Origin of the sequence: Gilliamella sp. B2717 (assembly GCF_026536675.1) — a bacterium.
Taxonomy (GTDB): domain Bacteria; phylum Pseudomonadota; class Gammaproteobacteria; order Enterobacterales; family Orbaceae; genus Gilliamella; species Gilliamella apicola_I.
Genome location: NZ_JAFNNQ010000011.1, coordinates 24,197 through 44,154, shown reverse-complemented (window position 1 = coordinate 44,154; position 19,958 = coordinate 24,197). Strand labels below are relative to the sequence as shown.

General features: G+C 35.8%; 20 protein-coding genes. 9 read left to right on the top strand and 11 right to left on the bottom strand.

The features are described 5' to 3' along the window. Position 1 precedes the first annotated feature (1 nt). On the top strand, positions 2 to 2,260 hold the full coding sequence (relA, locus tag J3U35_RS02655; RefSeq protein WP_267359374.1) for a GTP diphosphokinase: 2,259 nt from the start codon (positions 2 to 4) through the stop codon (positions 2,258 to 2,260). Between the two features lie 62 nt (positions 2,261 to 2,322). Here the strand turns inward: relA and folA are convergent, their stop codons facing one another. Both folA and J3U35_RS02645 read right to left on the bottom strand, forming a co-directional pair. Next, a complete protein-coding gene (gene folA / locus J3U35_RS02650; protein WP_267359492.1) occupies positions 2,323 to 2,829 on the bottom strand; it encodes a type 3 dihydrofolate reductase in 507 nt (168 codons plus the stop codon). A 10-nt stretch (positions 2,830 to 2,839) separates the two neighbouring features. Next, positions 2,840 to 3,904, bottom strand: a complete 1,065-nt coding sequence (locus J3U35_RS02645; protein WP_267359372.1) for an MJ1255/VC2487 family glycosyltransferase — start codon at positions 3,902 to 3,904, stop codon at positions 2,840 to 2,842. 319 nt (positions 3,905 to 4,223) lie between these two features. Between J3U35_RS02645 and J3U35_RS02640 the strand changes: the two genes are divergently transcribed. The 5 genes from J3U35_RS02640 to mutT all read left to right on the top strand — a co-directional run bounded on the left by J3U35_RS02640 (position 4,224) and on the right by mutT (position 10,085). Then, positions 4,224 to 4,586, top strand: coding sequence for a hypothetical protein (locus J3U35_RS02640; RefSeq protein ID WP_267359370.1), 363 nt, complete (start codon positions 4,224 to 4,226; stop codon positions 4,584 to 4,586). 130 nt (positions 4,587 to 4,716) lie between these two features. Next, entirely contained in the window at positions 4,717 to 6,267 is a 1,551-nt protein-coding gene (locus tag J3U35_RS02635) for a multicopper oxidase family protein (RefSeq protein WP_267359368.1), read from the top strand. A 147-nt stretch (positions 6,268 to 6,414) separates the two neighbouring features. Next, a complete protein-coding gene (locus J3U35_RS02630) occupies positions 6,415 to 6,753 on the top strand; it encodes a hypothetical protein (RefSeq protein ID WP_267349796.1) in 339 nt (112 codons plus the stop codon). A gap of 83 nt (positions 6,754 to 6,836) precedes the next feature. Further along, on the top strand, positions 6,837 to 9,563 hold the full coding sequence (gene secA / locus J3U35_RS02625; protein ID WP_267359366.1) for a preprotein translocase subunit SecA: 2,727 nt from the start codon (positions 6,837 to 6,839) through the stop codon (positions 9,561 to 9,563). Between the two features lie 117 nt (positions 9,564 to 9,680). Then, complete coding sequence (gene mutT, locus J3U35_RS02620; protein ID WP_267349800.1) at positions 9,681 to 10,085, top strand: 8-oxo-dGTP diphosphatase MutT; 405 nt, start codon at positions 9,681 to 9,683, stop codon at positions 10,083 to 10,085. Positions 10,086 to 10,138: 53 nt separating this feature from the next. Here mutT and J3U35_RS02615 read toward each other — a convergent pair whose 3' ends face one another. Genes J3U35_RS02615 through J3U35_RS02595 form a run of 5 tightly spaced genes read right to left on the bottom strand, consistent with a single transcriptional unit; the run spans position 10,139 to position 12,029 of the window. Then, positions 10,139 to 10,525 (bottom strand): EamA family transporter, encoded by a 387-nt coding sequence (locus J3U35_RS02615; protein ID WP_267359364.1) that lies wholly within the window; start codon positions 10,523 to 10,525, stop codon positions 10,139 to 10,141. Beyond that, positions 10,522 to 10,881 carry an EamA family transporter gene (locus J3U35_RS02610; protein WP_267349804.1) on the bottom strand — a complete coding sequence of 120 codons (360 nt, stop codon included), beginning with the start codon at positions 10,879 to 10,881 and terminating at the stop codon, positions 10,522 to 10,524. The genes J3U35_RS02615 and J3U35_RS02610 overlap by 4 nt, the downstream gene beginning before the upstream one ends. Then, the gene (gene zur, locus J3U35_RS02605; RefSeq protein ID WP_065558826.1) at positions 10,869 to 11,303 is read right to left on the bottom strand and encodes a zinc uptake transcriptional repressor Zur; all 435 of its coding nucleotides are present in this window, start codon (positions 11,301 to 11,303) and stop codon (positions 10,869 to 10,871) included. The genes J3U35_RS02610 and zur overlap by 13 nt, the downstream gene beginning before the upstream one ends. A 23-nt stretch (positions 11,304 to 11,326) precedes the next feature. After that, a complete protein-coding gene (locus tag J3U35_RS02600; RefSeq protein ID WP_267349808.1) occupies positions 11,327 to 11,599 on the bottom strand; it encodes an RnfH family protein in 273 nt (90 codons plus the stop codon). Between the two features lies 1 nt (position 11,600). Next, positions 11,601 to 12,029 carry a type II toxin-antitoxin system RatA family toxin gene (locus tag J3U35_RS02595; protein WP_267349810.1) on the bottom strand — a complete coding sequence of 143 codons (429 nt, stop codon included), beginning with the start codon at positions 12,027 to 12,029 and terminating at the stop codon, positions 11,601 to 11,603. A 67-nt stretch (positions 12,030 to 12,096) separates the two neighbouring features. On the opposite strand from J3U35_RS02595, the gene smpB reads away from it, so the two are divergent. After that, the gene (gene smpB / locus J3U35_RS02590) at positions 12,097 to 12,579 is read left to right on the top strand and encodes an SsrA-binding protein SmpB (RefSeq protein WP_267359362.1); all 483 of its coding nucleotides are present in this window, start codon (positions 12,097 to 12,099) and stop codon (positions 12,577 to 12,579) included. A gap of 36 nt (positions 12,580 to 12,615) precedes the next feature. Here the strand turns inward: smpB and J3U35_RS02585 are convergent, their stop codons facing one another. The 3 genes from J3U35_RS02585 to J3U35_RS02575 form a co-directional block, all read right to left on the bottom strand. After that, positions 12,616 to 13,614, bottom strand: coding sequence for a substrate-binding domain-containing protein (locus J3U35_RS02585; protein WP_267359360.1), 999 nt, complete (start codon positions 13,612 to 13,614; stop codon positions 12,616 to 12,618). A gap of 15 nt (positions 13,615 to 13,629) precedes the next feature. Then, a complete protein-coding gene (locus J3U35_RS02580; RefSeq protein WP_267359358.1) occupies positions 13,630 to 14,748 on the bottom strand; it encodes a glycoside hydrolase family 172 protein in 1,119 nt (372 codons plus the stop codon). A gap of 63 nt (positions 14,749 to 14,811) precedes the next feature. Then, positions 14,812 to 16,050 carry an oligosaccharide MFS transporter gene (locus tag J3U35_RS02575; RefSeq protein WP_267359356.1) on the bottom strand — a complete coding sequence of 413 codons (1,239 nt, stop codon included), beginning with the start codon at positions 16,048 to 16,050 and terminating at the stop codon, positions 14,812 to 14,814. Between the two features lie 687 nt (positions 16,051 to 16,737). Between J3U35_RS02575 and J3U35_RS02570 the strand changes: the two genes are divergently transcribed. Next, positions 16,738 to 17,517, top strand: a complete 780-nt coding sequence (locus J3U35_RS02570; protein WP_267349820.1) for a GntR family transcriptional regulator — start codon at positions 16,738 to 16,740, stop codon at positions 17,515 to 17,517. Positions 17,518 to 17,662: 145 nt separating this feature from the next. Here J3U35_RS02570 and lolA read toward each other — a convergent pair whose 3' ends face one another. Beyond that, positions 17,663 to 18,256, bottom strand: coding sequence for an outer membrane lipoprotein chaperone LolA (gene lolA / locus J3U35_RS02565; RefSeq protein WP_267349822.1), 594 nt, complete (start codon positions 18,254 to 18,256; stop codon positions 17,663 to 17,665). A 176-nt stretch (positions 18,257 to 18,432) separates the two neighbouring features. On the opposite strand from lolA, the gene J3U35_RS02560 reads away from it, so the two are divergent. Continuing rightward, the gene (locus J3U35_RS02560) at positions 18,433 to 19,770 is read left to right on the top strand and encodes a replication-associated recombination protein A (RefSeq protein ID WP_267359354.1); all 1,338 of its coding nucleotides are present in this window, start codon (positions 18,433 to 18,435) and stop codon (positions 19,768 to 19,770) included. Positions 19,771 to 19,958 lie beyond the last annotated feature (188 nt).

Here is a 19,958-nt window from a genome sequence, read left to right as displayed (position 1 = left end):
TATGGTATCAATTAGAGGAGCACACCAACATAGTGAAGAGCATTACTCTCTTGCACAGTTTGATGTCGAACAATGGGCAAAACAAGAATTACAACTGACTAACGCGGATAGTTATCAGACGTTTAAACAAGTCTGGGATTTTTGCTTTGAAAGCAGTGCCGGTGCAGCTGAGCAAGTCTACTGTTTTCAAAATGCCGTTGAAATGGTTGAAATATTATCCACACTTAATATGGATATCAACAGTTTATGTGCGGCTTTGTTGCTCCCTTTCCTTGAAACTAAGATTATACGTCGAGAAGATATTCCTGAAGATTTTGACCGTGAAATGATGCACATTATTTCTAGCATTGTTCGAATGAAAGAAATTCGTCAACTTCGCGCCATCCGTAATGGCAGTGCAACGTCTGAACAGATTGATAGCATCCGCCGTATGTTATTGGCAATGGTTAATGATTTTCGCAGTGTAGTGATAAAAATTGCCGAACGCATCACTTATTTACGTAATCTGTTAAATGCTCCACAAGAAGAACAAGTCCTAGCTGCTAAAGAATGTTTTAACATCTATGCACCGCTTGCCAACCGTTTAGGAATTGGTCAATTAAAATGGGAGCTGGAAGATTTTTGTTTCCGTTATCTCTATCCGAATGAATATCGCTTTATTGCTAAAAAATTACACGAAAAACGCCTTGATCGTGAATCCTATATCAATCATTTTGTTAAGCATCTACAAGCGTTAATGAATAAAGATCATATTCGTGCAGAAGTTTATGGACGCCCGAAACATATTTACAGTATCTGGCGAAAAATGGAACGCAAACACCTTGAATTTGAAGATCTTTATGATATTCGTGCTGTACGGATTATTTGTGATCGTATTGAAGATTGTTATAACGCATTAGGTATTGTCCATAGTCATTATAAACATATTGCTAAAGAATTTGATGATTATGTTGCCAACCCCAAACCAAATGGTTATCAATCAATTCATACCGTAGTGTATGGCCCAGAAAATAAAACGATTGAAATTCAAATTCGAACTGAGCAAATGCACAATGATGCTGAATTAGGCATTGCTGCACACTGGAAATATAAAGAAGGCAGTACTGATAAAATGACTGCTTATGATCAGCGAATTACTTGGCTACGAAAATTATTAACATGGCAACAAGAGATGTCTGAAAGCGGTGAAATACAAGAAGCCGTACGTAGCCAGATTTTTGATGATAGAGTCTATGTCTTTACGCCTAAAGGTGATGTGGTTGATTTGCCTACTGGCTCAACACCGCTTGATTTTGCCTATCATATTCACAGTGATGTAGGTCATCGTTGTATTGGTGCAAAAGTTGGAGGACGAATTGTACCATTTACTTATAACCTAAAAATGGGCGATCAAGTTGAAGTAATCACTCAAAAACAACCTAATCCAAGCCGAGATTGGTTGAATCCAAATACCGGATTTGTAAATAGTAGTCGGGCACGAGCTAAAATTCAGGCATGGTTTAAAAAACAAGATCGACATAAAAATATAGCAGCTGGTCAACAAATTTTAGAAGATGAGCTGGAACCTTTAAATATCAGTTTGAAAAGCGTTGAAAAAATGCTGATTGATAAATATAACGCCCATTCCTTTAATGAAGTTCTTGCCGGTATTGGTAGTGGTGATGTCAGAATAAATCAATTGGTCAATTTTGTTAATGCCCAAGTCAATAAACCTACCGCTGAAGAAGAAGACGAAGCGGCATTAAAACAAATTGTTCAAAAATCCAATTCACAAACGAAAAATACCAATAAAACCGGTAATAAAAAAGGAAGTGAAATTATTATTGAAGGTGTCGGTAATTTAATGTGCACTATTGCAAATTGCTGTCGTCCTATTCCCGGTGATCCAATTGTCGGTTTTGTGACTCAAGGGCGAGGCATTTCCATTCATCGGGCGGATTGTGAACAGTTACAGGATTTAAAAAATCACGCTCCTGAACGAATCACCAGTGCGGTTTGGAGTAATGAAACCAATTCAAGTTATACCATGGTGATACAGATCGTCGCTAACGATCGGAGTGGCTTATTACGTGATATCACAACCATTTTAGCTAACGAAAAAGTCAATGTGCTTGGATTAATAAGTCGAAGTGATATGAAGCAACAATTGGCTAACATTGATGTCGACATGGAAATCTTTGATCAAGACTCGTTAAATCGTATACTCAATAAAATAAAACAGCTACCCGATGTCATTGAAGCAAGACGCCACCAAGGGTGAGCTATTTTTTAAGCCACCCTCACCCCCTTAAGTTTTGCTCAGACATCATTTCGTAATGTGATTTAGTTACGTTCTAACACTTCAAAGTAATAATCGTAAGGATTTTTATCATCAGCTTGATGATGTTCTTGAAAAACTGATTGCCAAGTTTCGGGGGCATAATTAGGGAAATAAGTATCACCTTGTAAATCAGCATCAATATGCGTTAAGTAAAGTCTATTGATAAACGGTAAAACTTGCTGATAAATATTGCCACCCCCAATGATAAAGACTTCCTCACATTGTTGACTATTGGCCACTACCAGTGCCTCATCAATAGATGTGACCCAACTTATATTAGGATTTGTATTTGATTCGGCTTCGGTTTTTGCTTGCCTTGAAATAACAATATTATGTCGATTGGGTAACGCTTTGCCGATAGATTCAAACGTTTTCCTGCCCATAATAACAGGTTTATTAAGCGTATTTTTTTTAAACCATGCCAAATCCGCAGGTAAATGCCAAGGCATCTGATTGTTAAAACCAATAACACGATTATGTGCCATGGCAACAATAATACTAAGTGTCATGTGAGTTTGTTTATACATAACCTAAAGCTTTAATTCGTTGATTTACATTTTCGGGAAAAACAGTTTGCGCCCAAAGTCGTTGACTTAAAGAAAGCAAAGACTCTTTTTGCCCATTAACAATCCAATTAGCAAGTTCAGTTGCAACATCAGGATAGACCGTTGGTTTTGGCGAAGGTAAATCTAACCAATACTTAAGTTTAATGCTATTTAAGGTTTCCATCACCGTTGCCATATCTAATGTATGTAAACATTGAGCATTATAGATTTGTTCAAACTGACCCGAGACAGGTTTAGTCAAAATCTTTTTACCCAAAACTAATGCTTCAGATATCAGTGCAAATCCCGTGTTAGAAATAATCCCCGAACAGCTTATTACCGCATCCATAAAACCGTCACGACAAAGAGGGTGCAAAGTAACATTATCGTTTTGTGATAATTGCTTTATATTTGGATGAAAACAGATAAATTGATGTTTAGCAAATTGTTTAAGTAATTCAACAATTTCAGTCATATTTTCAAATGGCAAATAAACAACAATGGAACCATTTTCGGTAGGCGCCACTTGAAATGAATCAATCATGGGTGGCAATAATTTATGTCCAAAATGAAACCAGTGTAAACCAATTGGCTTGGTTACTGGCGCATAATACTTCATGATCACATTTGCAATCAGTCCATATTCTTTGGGTTTTAAATACTGACAAACCGCCTGATTACTGATACCTAAGCATTCTCGATGCTGATGATGAGCAGCCCAAGCGCTTACCGGCTCAAAATCACTAATAATACAATCATACTTTGATAAGTCCAGTTCGCGAACATCTTTAATTAACCGAAAAGCACGGATGCGTTGAACCGTTTTACGAAAATTTATCTTTCCATTGACTGTTGCAAAGGTAACACCCCGAAAAGTCTTATAATGACCAAAAACGTCCATATCAAAATAATCTTTTGGATCACGCCCACTAAAAATATACTCAACATCAGCGCCTGCCTTTTTTAGCGCTTTGGCTAAAGTTCGACATCGGCTAATATGACCATTTCCTGTTCCTTGAACACCAAAAAGAATTTTCATATTGTAATGATTAGTCAATTAAAATTACTGCATATCATACCAGAAGCCTAAACAATTATCTTGCTTATTTTAAACAATAAAGGGGAATTTTGAGACAAATTTGAAAATGAGTTTAAGGGGCAATCGCAATACGAATTTCATGAACTCGTCAAACTTAAAAAAAGTCTATAGTTGATTTTTATAATTAATATAGTTATTCAATCTGTTAGCTTTCAATTATACTGTTTAAAAATAAGAAATGTTTAAAAAACGTGCTATATCGTGACGTTTGAAGTACAATATTGCTTATTAGCGATTTGATGCGTTGTGAGATTGTAATATGTCAATAAGGATCCTCAATATACAATTTAAAGGCATCGTTGTGTTAACAGCGGTTTTGTTGCTGTTTGGTTATTTTTTACTACCATTATCAAAAATGGGAAAATCTTTTGACTCGACTTGTTTTTCAACGACTCATTCCATTTTAACATTCGATCAAAGCTCGGATCCTCATCACGCTAAATCTTTATCATCAAAAATAAATTGTTCATTAATCAATCATTGTGCTGTATGTGGGGCAATCGTTTCAAACTATGCCATTAACCTCGATAGGCAAATCAACTTTACACATTTTTTATCACTTAAATTCATTGCAAATGATAATGAATTTATTCCTGAATTAAGACCACCACGAATTGCTTAATAAGTTATCGCTATTAGATAGTAGTTGTTAATCACTATCAGTTATAAACAAACGTTATCTATCGTTATGTTTGCTCACATCACGATTTTCAGCGTTATTGTTAAATCAGTTAATTTATTATGGGAATATTATGAAACGTCGACATTTTTTAATGAATTTTACGGCTGCTGTAGGTGGATTAGTTGCAACCAAAGCCATTGCTAAAATGGAACATACCAAGATGACGGGTATGACCTGCGAACTCAATTCTGATGATTGTAACAAGGGGGATAATATGCACGAACATATGAATATGAACATGAATATGAATCACGATCAAAAACCACAAAAGCTTTTGCCTACTTCCTCACTAAAACAGAACGACAATTTACCCAGCTTGATCAATTTAAAAAATGAAAGTAATCAACCGGGAGTATTTGAAGCGACCTTACACCTCAAACCCGTCAAAATTGCCTTAACACCTGAAATTACGACGGAATTTTGGGCATATAACGGTATGATTCCCGGCCCTAAAATTGAAGTTAACGAGGGTGATCACGTTAAAATCACGGTAAAAAATGATCTGCCACAAGCTACAACCGTGCATTGGCATGGGTTACTTATTCCATCGAATCAAGACGGTAACCCTCAAGATGCCATTCCAGCGGGAAAAAGTCGTGTTTATGAATTTGACGTTCCTAAAGGAAATGCAGGCACATTTTGGTATCATCCTCATGGACATGAAACAGTAGCTGAACAAGTTTATCGAGGTTTAGCTGGAACATTCATTGTTCGAAGTAAAGATGATCCTTTAAATTCTCTTCCTGAACAACACTGGTTCTTTTCAGATTTAAAATTAACGGATAAAGGTGAAATTGCCGACAATACCATGGTTGATTGGATGAACGGTCGTGAAGGTCAATTTGTATTAATTAACGGGAGTTATCGACCTAAAATTAAAGTTGATTCAGCGACACGTGTAAGAATCTGGAACGCTTGTTCAGGTAGATACCTTAACTTATCCATTCCTGATTGTGATGTCTTTTTAGTGGGGACTGACGGTGGATTATTGTCTGAACCTGTATCACTAAATAAACCATTACTGTTATCCCCTGCCGAACGGGCAGAAATTGTTATTCTACCTAAAAAAACGGGGACGGTTTATTTGCAATCTATCGGTTACGATCGAGGCAAAATGGGCAATGTACCACCTGAACAAGATATGTTACTTGCAGAATTAGATTTAACGCAGTCAAACTCAATCACCTTGCCATCAACACTTCGTACCTTACCAAAACTTGGACAAGCCACCGCACACAAAAAACTGGAATATACCGAAGTGATGGACATGAAAGAGCCGCGTGGCGGAATGTTATTTTTAATCAATGGCAAACGCCATGATATGAATCGTATCGATCTTGAAAGTAAAATTCACGAGGTTGAAGAATGGACTATTCATAATAACTCTCATATGGATCATAACTTTCACATTCATGGCGCACAATTTATGGTCGTTTCACATGAATTTAATGGTACAAAAACACCACCTCCATACGTGGCATTAAAAGATACAGTGAATCTTCGACCCCATGAAACAATCACGATAAAGATTCAACAAAATATGCCCGGATTACGCATGTATCATTGTCATATCATTGAACATGAAACACTGGGTATGATGGGTCAATTGATGGTAAAATAGTTTTTTATCTTTATCTATCTTGTCATTAAACGTTCGACAAGATAGATAAATTTCCTTTTTAACTGAATCTTCATTTTCTTGATAACAATACAAGTAATAAATGTTTTTCATTTTGGCAAATAATGCTAACATATTGCCACTATGATCATGACTAATTTCTGGCAAATACTCAGTAAACGCTTAACAATCAAAACAGCTCTATCGCACTTATTATTAGGTGTAATTGCTACTGGGTTTAGTTTATGCCAGCAAGAAGCAATCCCCAATGAATCAACGGTTTCTCACGTTGGGATTATGGCGAACAATGAAATCGTTCAAGATCAACAAATATCAACCCGAAAGGTGTCACCATCGTTAACCAACCCCCAAAAATTCAGTACCAATACTGTCTTTATGGCGACTAATTACGATATTTTATCCACCAATAAACCCATTCAAATAACTTCACATAATGCGATAAGAGCAGGTCCTAAAAACACTATTTAACTTAAGAGTTTATTACTTAATTTTTATGTTTTTATCTAAGGTGTCGACCTTACATTCCCTATTAAAAGAAGAAAGAGAAATTTATGTTATTAAAATTATTAACTAAAGTTTTTGGTAGCCGTAATGAACGTGTGCTAAAAACCCTGCGTAAGCGTGTTGAAAGAATTAATGCATTAGAACCTGCAATGGAAGCATTAACTGATGATGAACTTAAAGCAAAAACAGTTGAATTTAAACAAAAATTAGCATCAGGTACCCGTTTAGATGATATTTTAGAAGAAGCTTTTGCCGTTGTCCGTGAAGCCAGTAAACGTGTTTTTGGTATGCGTCATTTTGATGTTCAGTTAATTGGTGGTATGGTTTTAAATGAGCGCTGTATAGCCGAAATGCGTACAGGTGAAGGTAAAACGTTAACCGCAACATTACCCGCTTATTTAAACGCATTAACAGGCAAAGGTGTGCATGTCGTCACGGTCAATGATTATTTAGCACAACGTGATGCTGAAAATAATCGTCCTTTATTTGAATTTTTAGGTTTAACCGTTGGTATTAACCTGCCCAATATGCCGCCAGCAATAAAACGAGAAGCTTACAGCGCTGATATCACTTATGGTACCAACAACGAATATGGATTTGACTACTTACGTGACAATATGGTGTTTAGTAAAGATGCGCGTGTTCAACGACCATTACATTATGCTTTAGTCGATGAGGTTGACTCTATTTTAATTGATGAAGCAAGAACACCGTTGATTATTTCTGGGCAAGCCGAAGACAGCTCAGATAAATATGTGAGTGTTGATAAAATTATCCCTCATCTTATTCGCCAAGAAAAAGAAGACTCAGATCAGTTTCAAGGAGACGGTGACTTTTCAATTGATGAAAAATCACGTCAAGTTAATCTAACTGAACGAGGATTAATTAAGGTAGAAGAACTACTAATTAAACAAGGTATCATGAAAAATGATGAGTCGCTTTATGCGCCAAGTAATATTGTATTAATGCATCATGTCAATGCGGCACTACGAGCCCATCATTTATTTCATCGTGATGTCGACTACATCGTTAAAAATAACGAAATTATTATTGTCGATGAGCATACTGGACGAACAATGGAAGGACGTCGTTGGTCTGACGGCTTACATCAAGCGGTTGAAGCAAAAGAACATGTTAAAATTCAGAATGAAAACCAGACGTTAGCTTCAATCACTTTCCAAAACTATTTCCGTCTATATGAAAAATTAGCCGGTATGACGGGTACTGCCGATACTGAAGCCTTCGAATTCCATCAGATTTATGGTTTGGATACCATTGTTATACCAACTAACCGCCCAATGCAGCGTAAAGACCAATCCGATTTAGTCTATATGACTGAAAAAGAGAAGATTGCAGCCATTGTCGCTGACGTACAAGATTGTGTAAAACGAGGACAACCAGTACTAGTGGGGACTGCATCGATTGAAAAATCAGAATTGGTATCCAATGCATTTAAAAAAGTTGGCATTAAGCACAACGTATTAAATGCCAAGTTCCATGCCCAAGAAGCAGAAATTATTGCTAATGCAGGGAGTAAAGGCGCTGTCACTATTGCAACCAATATGGCGGGTCGAGGTACCGATATTATGCTTGGCGGTAACTGGCAAAGCGATTTAGCAAAACTTGAAAATCCAACTCAAGAAGATATCGAAAAAGCTAAACAAGCATGGCAAGTTAAACATGAAGAAGTTATTGCACTGGGCGGGCTTTACATTTTAGGTACAGAACGACATGAATCCCGTCGTATTGATAATCAGTTACGCGGTCGTGCTGGTCGTCAAGGAGATCCGGGCGGTTCACGTTTTTATTTATCGCTTGAAGATCCGCTGATGAGAATCTTTGCGTCAGAACGTGTTGGTAATATGATGCGTAAATTGGGTATGAAAGAAGGCGAAGCGATCGAACACCCATGGGTCAATAAAGCGATTGCGAATGCTCAAAAGAAAGTTGAAAGTCGTAACTTTGATATTCGTAAACAATTGCTTGAATATGATGATGTTGCCAATGAGCAACGTAAAGCAATTTATCGTCAACGAAATGAGATACTGGATAATACTGAAATTAAAGATACCATTACCGTAATCCGTGTTGATGTATTTAATGCGCTCATCGATCGTTATATTCCACGGGAATCAATCGAAGATATGTGGGATGTACCAGGACTTGAATTAGCGCTAAAACGTGATTTTGATTTGGATCTTCCAATTGCTAAATGGTTGGATGAAGAACAAAATCTTTATGAAGAGTCACTTCGAGAACGTATTATTCAAATTGCTCAACAAGCTTATGAAGAAAAAGAGCAAGCAGCAGGTTCAGAAGCATTTAGACATTTTGAAAAAACAGTTATGTTACAGACGCTTGATAACTTGTGGAAAGAACACTTGGCTGCGATGGATTATCTACGTCAAGGTATTCATCTACGAGGTTATGCGCAAAAAGATCCTAAACAAGAATATAAACGTGAATCCTTTAACATGTTTGAAGACATGTTAGAATCACTAAAATATGAAGTTATTGGGATATTAAGTCGTGTTGTTATTCGTTCACAAGAAGAAGTGGAAGAAGCAGAACGTCAACGCATTGCTGAAATGGAAAAACTATCAGCTAAGCAACATGCAAGTCATGAATCAGCTTCTAATATCGAAGGTGAAAGCGAAAACAATACAAGTTCAACTCAACCTAGAGTTCGCACTGAAGCCAAAGTGGGACGAAATGATCCATGTCCTTGTGGTTCAGGTAAGAAGTATAAACATTGTCATGGTGCTGTTCAATAAGCAAAAAATTTAGTATCATCAAACATTATTGATGATTTAATCAGCGATTATCATCGTCGTTTAAATTCAAGGGAAAGTGTTCACTTTCCCTAATTTTACGGATAGATAAACAGAATTATGAGAAAACATACTGAAATAGCAATAGGAATTATACGTTCGGAAAATTGTCAAATTTTTATTACCCAACGTGGAGAAGACTCTCATTTAGCGGGTTTTTGGGAGTTTCCCGGAGGAAAAATAGAAGTAGGTGAAACACCTTATCAAACTTTGCAACGCGAGATTGCTGAAGAAGTTGATATCCAAATCCATGATGCTCAATTTTTAAAAGTAGTGAAACACAGCTACGATGATCGTGATATTACCATTCACGCTTATTTAGTGGAAGAATGGGACGGCGTTCCATTTGCTAAAGAAGGACAACCCAGCCGATGGGTAGATCAAGAAGAATTGAATGCGGATGAATTTCCTGATGCAAATCGACCTATAATCGAAATGTTAAAGAATCTCGATAAACAAATTTAAGAAGTAATTGCCATAAATTGTTAAAATCACATCATTTTCAAATTAGCTATGCGCTATTTAGACTTTTGGTGAATTCTTTGTTCAGCTAACGCTAAAAAAATAATCCCGATGATTATACTTATTGCGCCTATAAAGCGTGTTAATGTAATCTTTTCATTAAACACCATTACCGACACTAACATTACCGTAACAACTTGTAAATGCGAGGCTGCAAAAGCAGGGCCAACTGGTGCTTTTTTTAACAGTACCATCCAGGTCACAAATGCACCGGTATAACCTATCATGACTAAATAAGCCCAACAGTGGCTAAAAATACGTAATAACCAATCAACACTCAATTCGAAAGGCAAAGCCGATATTGCTGTCAGCTTAAAACTGGTTTGACCAAAAGTATCAAAAAAAAGCAGTAATATAAAGCCAATTAAATAGAATTTTTTCATTCCGTGAGTCCTACTAAAACTACTCCTGCTGTAATAAAAAATATCCCTAACAACCGAAAACACGTTAGGTGCTCTTTAAATAAGATTCGTCCTGCTAACATGACCGTTATCATATTAAACGAACCCAATAAAATACCTTGTGACAAAGGCACTTCGCTTAAAAAAGCTAACCAGAAAATAAAACCAACAAAATAAGATCCAAAACCAATCCAAAGCCAAAAATTACCAAATAGTTTATGCCAATAATCCAAACCTTGATTATGCTTTGAGGTAATCGCTGCATATTTAAAGGCGATTTGACCGACCGTGTCACAGCCGATATTCAATAGCCAAAGAAAAATAATTAAGGTTGACACGACTGACACACTCCATGAATTTCCAACACGCTGTGTTTAATCAAAAATTGACTTTGTTGTGCCAGTTGTTTTAGTTGTTGTTCAATATTTGCTGAGTGTTTTTCAAAAATTTGTCGGCATTTATCACAAATAAAGAGAATTGAAAGATGATCGGGGTCTTGAAAATGTGGGCAAACAATATAACTATTGCTTGATTCAACTTTATGTATAAAGCCTTGCTCAAGCAGAAATTCAAGGGCACGATAAATAGTCGGTGGTTTGGCTTGGGGTTCACTGACTTTTAATAAATCTAAAAGATCGTATGCACTCATAGCCTTATTTGCCGTTAACATGATATCTAAAACTGTACGACGCTGGGTTGTCAATTTAATACCGCGTTTTTTGCATAAGGTTTCAATCTTTTCAATTATCAGATTATGCATCGTGTTTCCCTTGCCAGTAATCATTATTTATTTAATGCTGCTCTTCTTCGTCTTATTTCTTTAGGATCGTTGATTAAAGGGCGATAAATTTCAATACGATCACCCTCTTTCACTAGTTCATCAAGCGAACAACGTTTTCCATAAATACCAATTAGATGATCATCTAATTGAATGCGACAAATAGATAAGATATTGGATTTTACTATTGCTTGCAAGATATTCGTCGATTCTTCAACCTGACAATCAATTATTGTCGGATTATTCGGTAACGCATACACAACTTGAACCGTTATCATATTAATAAATCTGCCTTGCTCGATTGGAAAACGCTTTAACCATATTTATCATCACATCTTTAAACATTGGGGTAAAAGTCATGTCTAATAATTTATTTTGAAATTCAAAATCTAAACTAAAACTGATTTTACTTTGGTTGTCAGAAAGTGTAGTAAACTGCCATTTGCCCGAAAGATGCTTGAATGGGCCTTCTAAAAGGGTTAAATCGATTGAATTAGGTTCATTAATTTGATTTAATGTGGTAAATGATTTTTTGAAACCAAATTTTTCAACTTCAATAAATGCAGCAATAATATTATCCTGTTTTCTAATAATTCCCGTTGCGATACAATCGGGAACAAATTCAGGATATCGCTCAATGTCATTAACTAATGAAAACATTTGTTCAATTGAATACGGTTCAATAACTTCGTGAAATATATGTGCCATAACATTAATTAATTAAAAATAAAATTTGTGGCATATATTAACACGTAACTCTATAATAACGCACATTATGACTAAGAAAAAATCACACAAACCCGGTTCGGCAACCATTGCATTAAATAAACGCGCACGCCATGAGTACTTTATTGAAGAGGAAATTGAGGCGGGATTATCCCTACAAGGTTGGGAAGTTAAATCCCTGCGTGCAGGAAAAGTAAATATTAGCGATAGCTATGTACTGCTTAAAGACGGGGAAGCATGGCTATTTGGTGCAACCATTACACCATTAAATGTGGCTTCAACACATGTTGTCTGCGATCCCATGCGTAACCGTAAATTGCTTTTGAATGAACGTGAATTAAATTCGCTATTTGGTCAAATCAATCAAAAAGGTTACACAGTTGTTACGCTTTCATTATATTGGAAAAATGCTTGGGCAAAAGTCAAAATTGGTGTGGCTAAAGGTAAGAAAGAGTACGATAAACGAACGGATATCAAAGAACGGCAATGGCAGGTTGATAAAGCGCGTATCATGAAAAACGCTAATCGCTAATCATCTTATTATTACTTTTGTCTCTCATCGTAAAAGCTATGGATGGCGTTTAATTTGTGGTTTGATGAAAATCGCGTTATGCTTTAGCGCTTTAAAATTAAGCAGATCATCTATAGTGTTTACACACGTCAGTGCCATAGTTTGAAAATCTTGTGCAATAGCATCAATCGGATAATAAGAGTAATCCAGATAAATATTATAATCATACGAACATAAGCAAATTTGGTCTGGATTAACTTTAACCTCGACTAAATAGCTCAACACTTCCTGCAATAAATTACCGGACGGAGTAAAAATAGCTTTCGGTAAACGCCCTAATTTTTGATGCAATCGTTTGAGTAAGTCATAACCTTTATTTGGGCAATAACTATCACAAATGATCCAGTCAGAAGCTGGCGTTAAGCCTGCATTCGTTAAACCTTGTTTAAATCCTTGTAACCGAGCACAAATTGAAGTGAGTTGTGCATCACAACCAATAAAATAAAACTCATTTAATTTTTTTGCATAAGGTTCGATTAATTCAGCTACCGATCCTATTGCCTCACTTGTAATAAATGGAAGTGGGGTATGCTCAATATAACGATCAAAAAATAACACCGGAGTATGTTGATTAATACTCATGTAAAACTCATCGCTATCTAGTGATGTGACCACTATCATTGCATCCACTTTTCGTTCAACCAAATTTTGCGCTACATTAATTTCAACCTCTTTATTATAGTGGCTACAAGTAATTAAAAGCTGAATATTTTTTTCCCGAAATGATGCTTCTAAATGGTGCAAAAACATCGAAAAAAACGAGTTCGACATATCAGGAACAATGACACCAATTGTATTAGTACTCTTCGCCTTGACTAAGTATCGACGAATATGCGATTGCTCTTTATACTGCTCAGCTATTGCAAGCACTTTTTGGCGTGTAAGAGATGAGATTCGATATTTTTTATCTCGTTTATTAAAAATATGGCTGACGGTCGTTGCCGAAACGCCAGCCAAACGAGCAATATCATTGATTCTTAATTTATTACTCGCCATATTTTACCTTCCAAACTATCGTGGTGTGCGTTGTTGTTTATTGGGAAAAGTCGGGTTGTGATTTTCCGAGGGATTCTGATACCAATACGCCACGCTGGCAATATCATCACAACGTTCATACAATCTTATATCATCATTTCCGATCTGTTGAAAAGCTAACTTAATATTTTTATGGAAAGCAACCGGATCAGGTAAATGCCAACGGTATAAACCATGCATCGGAAGTGCATCATCGCCAAAGCCATGTACCGGATTTGAATCACCTGTTTGAAAAAAATCCCGTGTAGCATCTCGATTAGTTTGATAAGGATAGCCCATAAACAGTGTTTGAAAACATTTTGCTTTAGGCTTACCTTGACTGTCACGATTATGAAATGCCCATGCCCCACCAAAATAGTCTTCTGAGCCAGTTGAATGTTGTGTAGGATACGCACTATCATCATCCAGATAAAATTTGAACTCGCCTTCTCCCCACCAATACCGTTCTAAAGCGGTTAAGGCTAAATACGTCCCCACATAATAGCCATGACCTTGTACGTTATCTAATATGACATAATCTTGTGCATACTGAGTTACACGCTGACGACGCCATTGTGCATGAAAATAGAGAGGCTGTTCGAACGGTTTTGGCATGATGGCATAATTAATAGTGAAAAAGAAATGTTGTAAATCTGCTTCATGCTCATTGTGAATTTCTATTCTGGCTTTTTTATTGAATGGCATTCTAAAATAACAGTTAAATCCCCCTGTTGGATTAACCACAATCGGTAATGAATTGATATCACATCTTGCTCCAAATCCATTACAGAAAAAATCACCAATTGGGCTTTCAACTGACGGTATTGTTTCGTCATCCCAGTAGATACGAATAACCACATCACGCAAGACAAAACTACCACGATGTGTTCTATCGGTTAAGGTAAACCACATATGTCTAATTTCAGCAGGCCCGCTAATTTCTGCAATTGTTATTTTTTCCCCTGCCGGAATCGAGATACACCCTTGTCCTTTACGGCTAGGGCCTAAAGCACTCGCTTTCATACAAGACTTACCCTTTTCGCCTGTCATATTTTCAGGTGAAATAGTTCGAGTTTGTTCAAAGTTAAATTGTGTCACTGAATTGAATATATTCATTTTTAATCCTTAATATGTCTTAATAAATTCTTATTATTACTGTCTAAAAGATATGTGTTTTTATTAATCTTTTTTTAATGTGTTTGCTTTTTGGTCTCGACTTAAGAAGAAAATGGCAAAAATCATAAAACCTAAAACCACCAAACCTAAATTATTAAACGTCGTTGCGGCGCCAGCGGTATCATAAATGTCGCCAACATAAGTTGAGAACAAAATAACCCCAACTGAACCTGCGACTTGATAACCAATCAGAAAAACAGTGGCAGAAAGACGAGCATTAAAATTGTTATCAATATACTTAAATACTGAGACTAAAATGGTTGAAATTTCTAAACAATGCATCAGCTTAATAATGGATATAATGACAATGCTATCAACATGAGCAGTTAAAAATATTCGCGATGCCGATATAAATGCAGCAAAAATAAGCGCATTTTTTGCGCCCACTCGATTAACAACAAAAGGAACACAAAACATGACTGCTGCTTCTAAGAACACTTGAAAAGAATTTAATAAACCATATAAATGATAACCATCATTTACATCGGTAAATTGTTGTGTGAAATAGACAGGAAACAGTTGCTGATCATAAATATTATAAAGGCTATAAGTGCCTAATACATAAATAACAAATATCCAAAACTTTTTGAGCGCAAACACAGAAAGGATTTCATTAAAGGTCAATTTTTCTTTCTTTTGAAATACCACACTTGAGGATTGAGTTAAGTCAGGTTTGAAATTGAGATTTAAAATCATAAAACAGAGACCGACAATTGACGCTGCCCAAAAATTAAGATGGGGATTAATACTTATTAAAATTCCGGCGATAAAAGTCCCTACTGCATAAGCAATACAGCCCCAAGTTCGACATTGTCCAAATTCAAATCCAAACGCCCGACTAATCTTTTCACAATATGAATCAATCAGTCCCATACCTGCCACCCAACCAAATCCTAAAAAGAAACTGCCAAAAATCACACCAACATAAAAGTTATGCTTTAAAAGTGGTTCATAAATATAAATTAATGCAGGTGCTGCGCAGGTGATAATAATACTTTGAAACCAAATAAGGTGTTTTTTTAAGACTAATTTATCTTGATAAACACCATATATAATCATGATAATTAACGAAATAAAGTAGTTAAATGAATAAATGATACCCGTTTGTTTCGCTGTTAAACCAATCTCTTTACTAAGCCAAATTGAGTAAAAAGAGAAAACAAAACTGCCTGCTGCGTAATACATAAAGCTATAACAGGAAGCAAACCAATAAGTTGGTTTTTTATAAAATTCACTTGTCATAATTTATCCTATGAAGAGTTAACCACTGATAAGGAATATAAAGAGCTAAAAATTTAGCTTTAATGGGTTTATTGGATAAATGTGATCCACATCAAAAATTATTTCTAAGACTTGCAATAAACAGCAAAATTCATCATGGTGTTTTGTTAACAATAGGTAAATCTAAAAGTAAGATAATCATTATGCTGATAAATTCAAAAAAATTTGAACGTTGAACTTTAAAACAAGATATCAGACAACTTTTTAATTCATAAATCGCAACAAGATGGGTTTACCCATTGAATGATTAAAAATGTTTTAATTAGACGCCATTAACTGTGTTTTAAATGATCAAAAAATGAGGAATGTCGATTCAGCAACTTGCGTGAGACGATAAAATGTAACACGGTTAAGTATCCCTAAAAAATCTAACTTATAACTGCAAGATAGTTAACCTATATTAGATATATAAATTTAGTGAAAAAGACATCAAATTTAACTCAAACATATATGACAATCTAAAAAGTTGACACACATGATATAGCTAAAATATAACAACAATTTAAGATGGTTTATCGACTTGTCAGTTATGTAAGAATTGATAAAAATAGTATAAAAAAAATTAGAGTTACATTATTTAACTCTAATCAATTAGATGTTATTTTAAGGTTATATTTAAACGACTTAGGTATTTTAAAAAAATAAATTATGACCGAAAAACAAAATGAATATCACAGGCTTTATCAAGTCATCGCATCAGAATTAAAAAATCGGATTATTAGCGGTATTTACCCAATAGGAAGCAAATTACCTTCAGAAAGATTGGTGTGCGAAGAGTTAAAAGTTAGTCGTTCTGTCGTAAGAGAAGCAATAATCATGTTAGAAGTTGAAGGTTTTGTTGAAGCACGTAAAGGATCGGGTATCCACGTTATTGGCAATAGCTCGCTTAAAAACCTTTCATCAACTTCAGGAGGATTAAATTTTGTAAAAAGTGGGCCTTTTGAATTGTTGCAAGCACGCCAACTTATTGAGAGTAATATTGCTGAATTTGCTGCCACACAAATCACCAAGGGAGATATTGTTAAATTATTAGAAATTCAACATAATGCTCAAAAAGAAGATCATCATCGCGATCCCTATTGGGATATTAAATTCCATACTCAGATTGCCATGATTACTCGTAACAGTGCTTTAACTATCATTGTTGAAGAGACATGGCAACAGCGCACGTTAAATCCTTTATGGAAAAAACTTCATGAAAATATGCCAGAACAAACCATTAATAATTGGGCAGATGAACATAACCAAATTTTGGAAGCTTTAATTAATCGAGATCCTAAAGCAGCAAAATTAGCGATGTGGCAGCATTTAGAAAACACTAAAAAAGCACTTTTTGATGCTGCAAATAAAGATTTTGAAACAAGACGTGATCACTATTTATTTTCTGATAATCCCGTCATTAGTATCAATAACAATGAATTAGACTAAACTAAACAAATCATCAAGCTTTAACTCACTCGTAGCTATCAACTAATTAAAAATAAATTTAGCAAAATTAATTGACGCTATCTTGTGTTTAAGGCTCAAAATGATAATCGATAATGACTTTGATTACTTTAAATGCATTGATCACTTATCGTTGATCGTCAATTTGAATGCCTAAAGGCGGTTCAAAATGAAACTTACTGAGTTCTACTTTTCCAAGTTTTTGGTGCGATAGATCATAAAAACTGCGTTGTCCATCTTCCTCAATAATCGTAAAATTGGAAATCATTCCGCTTGGTAACACTGAAATGATAAAATTCTGACTTGAACTGTCTGTTGGCTTTAAAGTGAATGAATCTTGTTTACGTGTAACTTGATAGTGGTTCCAAATAGGATTATGACTATCGGTAATTAAAAGCATTAAACGATTATCAACGGCTTTTTTTAAATCCATCACCGTGACTTGTTCGACTGTTGGCGTATAGACCCACATATTACTTCCATCCGAAATAATAGTTGTTTCCTCTGGCTCTGTCATTCTCCAATTAAAATAGTAAGGTCTTGTTACCCAAAGATCCCCCTTTCCTTCCTGAACTTGCTGATTATCTGCTGTTTTTACATCTTGTGAAAAGCGTGCATAAAATCCGTCAACTTTGTCTAAACGCTGTTGTAAGACCTCTTTATCACCTGCCCAAGCGGATACGCTAACTAATAATCCCATTAATACTAAAAATTGTTTCATAACGAATCCTTACTTTTTTTATCTATAACAAAGCGTTAAATAGTGTTCGTAAATCTGATTAGGTCAAAATATTACCGTTTTTCGTTAAGTTCGAAAAGTTATTTTCTTTTCTTTTTCACTTATCAATTAACAAGTATATAATATAATGAATTTTTCAAACTTGGATACTACCTGTTATGCCTAGCATGTCATTTGATTTTACGACTGATGAATTTCAGCCTTTAGCGGCAAAAATGCGTCCACGTAATTTATCAGAATACATTGGACAAACTCAGCTACTAGGAGCAGGAAAACCATTACCGAAAGCAATTGAAGCCGGAAACCTTCATTCAATGATCTTATGGGGGCCTCCGGGAACTGGGAAAACCACATTAGCTGAAATTATAGCGCATCATGCTCATGCTAAAGTCGAAAGAATTTCGGCAGTCACATCCGGAATCAAAGATATTCGTGAAGCCATTGAGCGTGCAAAAATCAATCAGCAAGCGGGTATCCGTACGATCTTATTTGTTGATGAAGTTCATCGTTTTAATAAAAGCCAACAAGATGCATTTTTGCCTTATGTTGAAAATGGTACAGTTACTTTTATTGGGGCGACAACTGAAAATCCGTCATTCGAACTCAATTCAGCGCTGTTATCACGAGCTAGGGTTTATTTACTCAAATCATTAACCAATGCCGATATCGAAAATATTTTACAACAAGCCATTGATGATCCGGTTCGAGGTTATGGCAATAAACATGTCGTGTTACCACCAGAAACAAAAAAACAGATTGCTGAATTTGTCGGGGGGGATGCCAGACGTGCACTGAATACACTTGAATTATTAGTGGATATGTCCGGTGGCAATGAACTAACACCAGCGTTACTCAAAGAAGTCATGGGTGAGCGTAGTGCCAGATTCGATAATCAAGGTGACCGATATTATGATTTGATTTCTGCCGTCCATAAATCAATTCGTGGTTCTGCGCCTGACGCTGCATTATACTGGTATGCAAGAATCATTACTGCTGGTGGTGATCCCCTCTATGTTGCTCGTCGATTACTGGCAATTGCCTCTGAAGATGTCGGCAATGCTGATCCAAGAGCAATGCAAGTTGCATTGGCGGCGTGGGATTGTTTTACGCGTGTTGGCCCCGCCGAGGGAGAACGCGCCATTGCGCAAGCTATAGTTTATTTGGCTTGTGCACCGAAAAGTAACGCCGTCTATCTTGCTTTCAAACAAGCTATGAGTGACGCGCAATCTAAGCCAGACTATGATGTACCTGAACATTTACGTAATGCACCAACCAGTCTAATGAAAAATTTGGGCTATGGAGCACAATACCGTTATGCACATGATGAACCTAATGCTTTTGCAGCAGGTGAAAATTATTTTCCGCCTGAAATGGCCGATAGTAAATATTATCAACCAACTGATCGTGGTGCAGAAAAAAATTATGCCGATAAACTTGCATGGTTAGAAGCCCAAAATAAAGCAAGCGCAATTCAACGTTATAAAAACCAAAAATGATTCATAAGTAAAACCTTTCTAAACCATTTTATTTTATTACAGAAAAAAACGTTTACTAACCGATAGTTAACAAAATAAAAAAATGTTAACTGACTAATAAATACACTATATATAGTAATAAAATGATTAATAGGCACTATATATTGTATATTTTGACAAATATCAATTATGATAGGCTCCACAAAAAA

Bases quoted from the DNA above. Each gene is read 5' to 3' on its own strand.
- relA (WP_267359374.1), top strand. From the start codon at position 2: ATGGTATCAATTAGAGGAGCACACCAACATAGTGAAGAGCATTACTCT.
- folA (WP_267359492.1), bottom strand. From the start codon at position 2,829: ATGACACTTAGTATTATTGTTGCCATGGCACATAATCGTGTTATTGGT.
- J3U35_RS02645 (WP_267359372.1), bottom strand. From the start codon at position 3,904: ATGAAAATTCTTTTTGGTGTTCAAGGAACAGGAAATGGTCATATTAGC.
- J3U35_RS02640 (WP_267359370.1), top strand. From the start codon at position 4,224: ATGTCAATAAGGATCCTCAATATACAATTTAAAGGCATCGTTGTGTTA.
- J3U35_RS02635 (WP_267359368.1), top strand. From the start codon at position 4,717: ATGAAACGTCGACATTTTTTAATGAATTTTACGGCTGCTGTAGGTGGA.
- J3U35_RS02630 (WP_267349796.1), top strand. From the start codon at position 6,415: ATGACTAATTTCTGGCAAATACTCAGTAAACGCTTAACAATCAAAACA.
- secA (WP_267359366.1), top strand. From the start codon at position 6,837: ATGTTATTAAAATTATTAACTAAAGTTTTTGGTAGCCGTAATGAACGT.
- mutT (WP_267349800.1), top strand. From the start codon at position 9,681: ATGAGAAAACATACTGAAATAGCAATAGGAATTATACGTTCGGAAAAT.
- J3U35_RS02615 (WP_267359364.1), bottom strand. From the start codon at position 10,525: ATGAAAAAATTCTATTTAATTGGCTTTATATTACTGCTTTTTTTTGAT.
- zur (WP_065558826.1), bottom strand. From the start codon at position 11,303: ATGCATAATCTGATAATTGAAAAGATTGAAACCTTATGCAAAAAACGC.
- J3U35_RS02600 (WP_267349808.1), bottom strand. From the start codon at position 11,599: ATGATAACGGTTCAAGTTGTGTATGCGTTACCGAATAATCCGACAATA.
- J3U35_RS02595 (WP_267349810.1), bottom strand. From the start codon at position 12,029: ATGGCACATATATTTCACGAAGTTATTGAACCGTATTCAATTGAACAA.
- smpB (WP_267359362.1), top strand. From the start codon at position 12,097: ATGACTAAGAAAAAATCACACAAACCCGGTTCGGCAACCATTGCATTA.
- J3U35_RS02585 (WP_267359360.1), bottom strand. From the start codon at position 13,614: ATGGCGAGTAATAAATTAAGAATCAATGATATTGCTCGTTTGGCTGGC.
- J3U35_RS02580 (WP_267359358.1), bottom strand. From the start codon at position 14,748: ATGAATATATTCAATTCAGTGACACAATTTAACTTTGAACAAACTCGA.
- J3U35_RS02575 (WP_267359356.1), bottom strand. From the start codon at position 16,050: ATGACAAGTGAATTTTATAAAAAACCAACTTATTGGTTTGCTTCCTGT.
- J3U35_RS02570 (WP_267349820.1), top strand. From the start codon at position 16,738: ATGACCGAAAAACAAAATGAATATCACAGGCTTTATCAAGTCATCGCA.
- lolA (WP_267349822.1), bottom strand. From the start codon at position 18,256: ATGAAACAATTTTTAGTATTAATGGGATTATTAGTTAGCGTATCCGCT.
- J3U35_RS02560 (WP_267359354.1), top strand. From the start codon at position 18,433: ATGCCTAGCATGTCATTTGATTTTACGACTGATGAATTTCAGCCTTTA.